We start from the raw sequence: 2,716 nt of genomic DNA, 5'->3' as shown, positions 1-2,716 counted from the left end.
GGATCTCGTCCTCGCTGCGCCAGGCCCGCTCGTTCTCCAGCATCAACCCCGAGATGGACAGACCGGTTTCATGGGTGAGACGGAGCAGGTCGTCGCCGCTGTGGAAGGGGTGTTTCAGCACGGTCTCGTCGAGTTTGACGCGGTCCGCGCCGACCGCGTCCTCGTCGACGACGAAGCCGCCGCCGACGGAGTAGTACGTCTTCGACAGCAGCTCCGTGCCCGCCGCGTCGTAGGCCCGGATCGTCATGCCGTTGGCGTGGTACGGCAGCGTCTTGCGGCGGTGCAGGACCAGGTCCTTGTCGAAGTCGAAGGCGATCGCTCGGGCGTCGCCGATCTCGACGCCCAACAGCCGCAGCGTTCCGGTCGACCTGATGTGGTCGACGTCGTGCTCGGCCTGGTTGATGTCGACCGTGTGAGGCTCGTTGCCCTCCAGGCCCAGGAGTACGGCCTTGGGGGTGCCGTGGCCATGGCCGGTGGCGCCCAGCGAGCCGTACAACTCGGCGTGGACCGTGGCGGTCCGGGTGAGCGCGCCGTCCTCCTTCAGGCGGACGGCGAACATGCGGGCGGCGCGCATCGGGCCGACCGTGTGGGAGCTGGACGGGCCGATGCCGATCGAGAACAGGTCGAAGACCGAGATGGCCACGGTGACTCCTCAGAACGGGCGGTGGTGGGGCACACGGTCCGGGTGCCCCACCTGGGTCTCACTTGACCAGGCCGGGGTAGAGCGGGTGTTTGTCGGCCAGTGCCTTGACCCGGGTCTTGAGGGCTTCGGCGTCGTAGGACGGCTTGAGGGCTTCGGCGATGACGTCGGCGACCTCGGTGAAGTCCTCGGCGGTGAAGCCGCGGGTGGCGAGGGCGGGGGTGCCGATGCGGAGCCCGGAGGTCACCATCGGGGGACGCGGGTCGTTGGGGACGGCGTTGCGGTTGACCGTGATGCCGACCTCGTGGAGACGGTCCTCGGCCTGCTGCCCGTCCAGCTCGGAGGCGCGCAGGTCGACCAGGATGAGGTGGACGTCCGTGCCGCCGGACAGGACGTCGACGCCGGCCTCGCGGGCGTCGGCCGCCGTCAGCCGCTCGGCGAGGATCCGCGCGCCCTCGACCGTGCGGCGCTGGCGCTCCTTGAACTCCTCGCTCGCGGCGACCTTGAAGGACACCGCCTTCGCCGCGATCACGTGCTCCAGCGGACCGCCCTGGAAGCCGGGGAAGACGGAGGAGTTCAGCTTCTTCGCGAACTCCTTCTTCGCCAGGATGATGCCGCCGCGCGGGCCGCCGAGGGTCTTGTGGGTGGTGGAGGTGACCACGTCCGCGTGCTCGACGGGGTTGGGGTGCAGTCCGGCGGCGACCAGGCCCGCGAAGTGCGCCATGTCGACCCAGAGATGGGCCCCGGTCTCGTCGGCGATGCGGCGGAACTCGGCGAAGTCCAGCTGGCGGGGGTACGCCGACCAGCCGGCGATGATCACCTTGGGGCGGTGTTCCTTGGCGAGCTTCTCCAGTTCGGCCATGTCGACGAGGCCGGTGGCGGTGTCCACGTGGTAGGCGACGACGTTGAACTGCTTGCCGGAGAAGTTCAGGCGCATGCCGTGGGTGAGGTGGCCGCCGTGGGCGAGGTCGAGGCCGAGGATGGTGTCGCCGGGCTGGGCGAGGGCGAAGAGGGCGGCCTGGTTGGCGGAGGCGCCGGAGTGGGGCTGGACGTTGGCGTACTCGGCGCCGAAGAGGTCCTTGAGGCGGTCGATGGCGATCTGTTCGGTGACGTCGACGTGTTCGCAGCCGCCGTAGTAGCGGCGGCCGGGGTAGCCCTCGGCGTACTTGTTGGTCAGGACGGTGCCCTGGGCCTCCATGACCGCGACGGGAGCGAAGTTCTCCGAGGCGATCATTTCCAGGGTGGACTGCTGGCGGTGCAGCTCGGCGTCGACGGCGGCGGCGACCTCCGGGTCCAGCTCGTGCAGGGGCGTGTTCAGAAGCGACATGCGTACGACCTCGTCTTCTCAGCCGGCGGTGCGTATTGAGCAACTTGTCGAGCGATACGCAACATCGTCCAAGAGGTCGGGGGTCCGGTCAAGGGCGTCGGCGGAGAACCGGCGCTCCGCCGCCGCGCTCGTCGTCACGGTCCGAGCCGGTCCTTGACCCTCCTGGGTCGGCCGCGATCGCTTCCCTGGACCGGACGATCTTGTCGAGGTCGAGCACCGGACAGTCGCGGGGCGCGGGCGGCCTGCCGGGATCGATGATCTCGGCAGGCGGGACGCGGTGAAGCGCCCGGCCCGTCGACCGTGACGGACCGGGCGCTCGCCGTTCACCTCGGCGCATCCCCCGCTCATACGGCGCCACGGTGATCCGGTCGATCAGCGATCAGCGATCAGCGATCGGCGGTGCGGGGCGGGTGCGGAGCGGCACGCCGGGGAAGGCGTCCGAGGTGTAGGTGGTGCGTCGCCGTGCGGCAGTTCCTCGGAACGGAAGGTGAGGCCGCCCACGAGGTGTGCCGCGGGGTCATGCCGGGACGAAACCCGGCCACCAGGGCGGGACGTTCCCCGGGCACAAGGGGTCGGGGTAGGAGTCCGGCATGCCGAGCCATGTCACGAGGAACCAGGTGAACCACAGGGTGAAGACGAACCCCCGCGGCCAGTGCCGCCCCCCGATGACGTCGTCCGAGGGCGCCGTGCAGGATCGTCCACGGGATCGCGGCGGCGATCCACACGAGTGGGGCGAGGAGGAGCAACGT

Annotated in this window: 2 protein-coding genes; both read right to left on the bottom strand. The window is 70.0% G+C overall.

From position 1 onward, the window contains the following. Nucleotides 1–643: serine dehydratase beta chain (locus AWZ10_RS06765; protein ID WP_279616616.1), on the bottom strand; the 643-nt coding region annotated here is incomplete at its 3' end. Between the two features lie 58 nt (nt 644–701). Then, the gene (gene glyA / locus AWZ10_RS06760) at nt 702–1,967 is read right to left on the bottom strand and encodes a serine hydroxymethyltransferase (RefSeq protein ID WP_060890658.1); all 1,266 of its coding nucleotides are present in this window, start codon (nt 1,965–1,967) and stop codon (nt 702–704) included. Between the last annotated feature and the right edge of the window lie 749 nt (nt 1,968–2,716).

The sequence above is a fragment of the Streptomyces europaeiscabiei genome (assembly GCF_001550375.1).
Lineage (GTDB): Bacteria > Actinomycetota > Actinomycetes > Streptomycetales > Streptomycetaceae > Streptomyces > Streptomyces europaeiscabiei.
This window is presented reverse-complemented; position numbering and strand designations above follow the sequence as displayed.

What these genes read in the sequence shown, in the direction of transcription:
- glyA (WP_060890658.1), bottom strand. Translation starts at nt 1,967, where the DNA reads ATGTCGCTTCTGAACACGCCCCTGCACGAGCTGGACCCGGAGGTCGCC.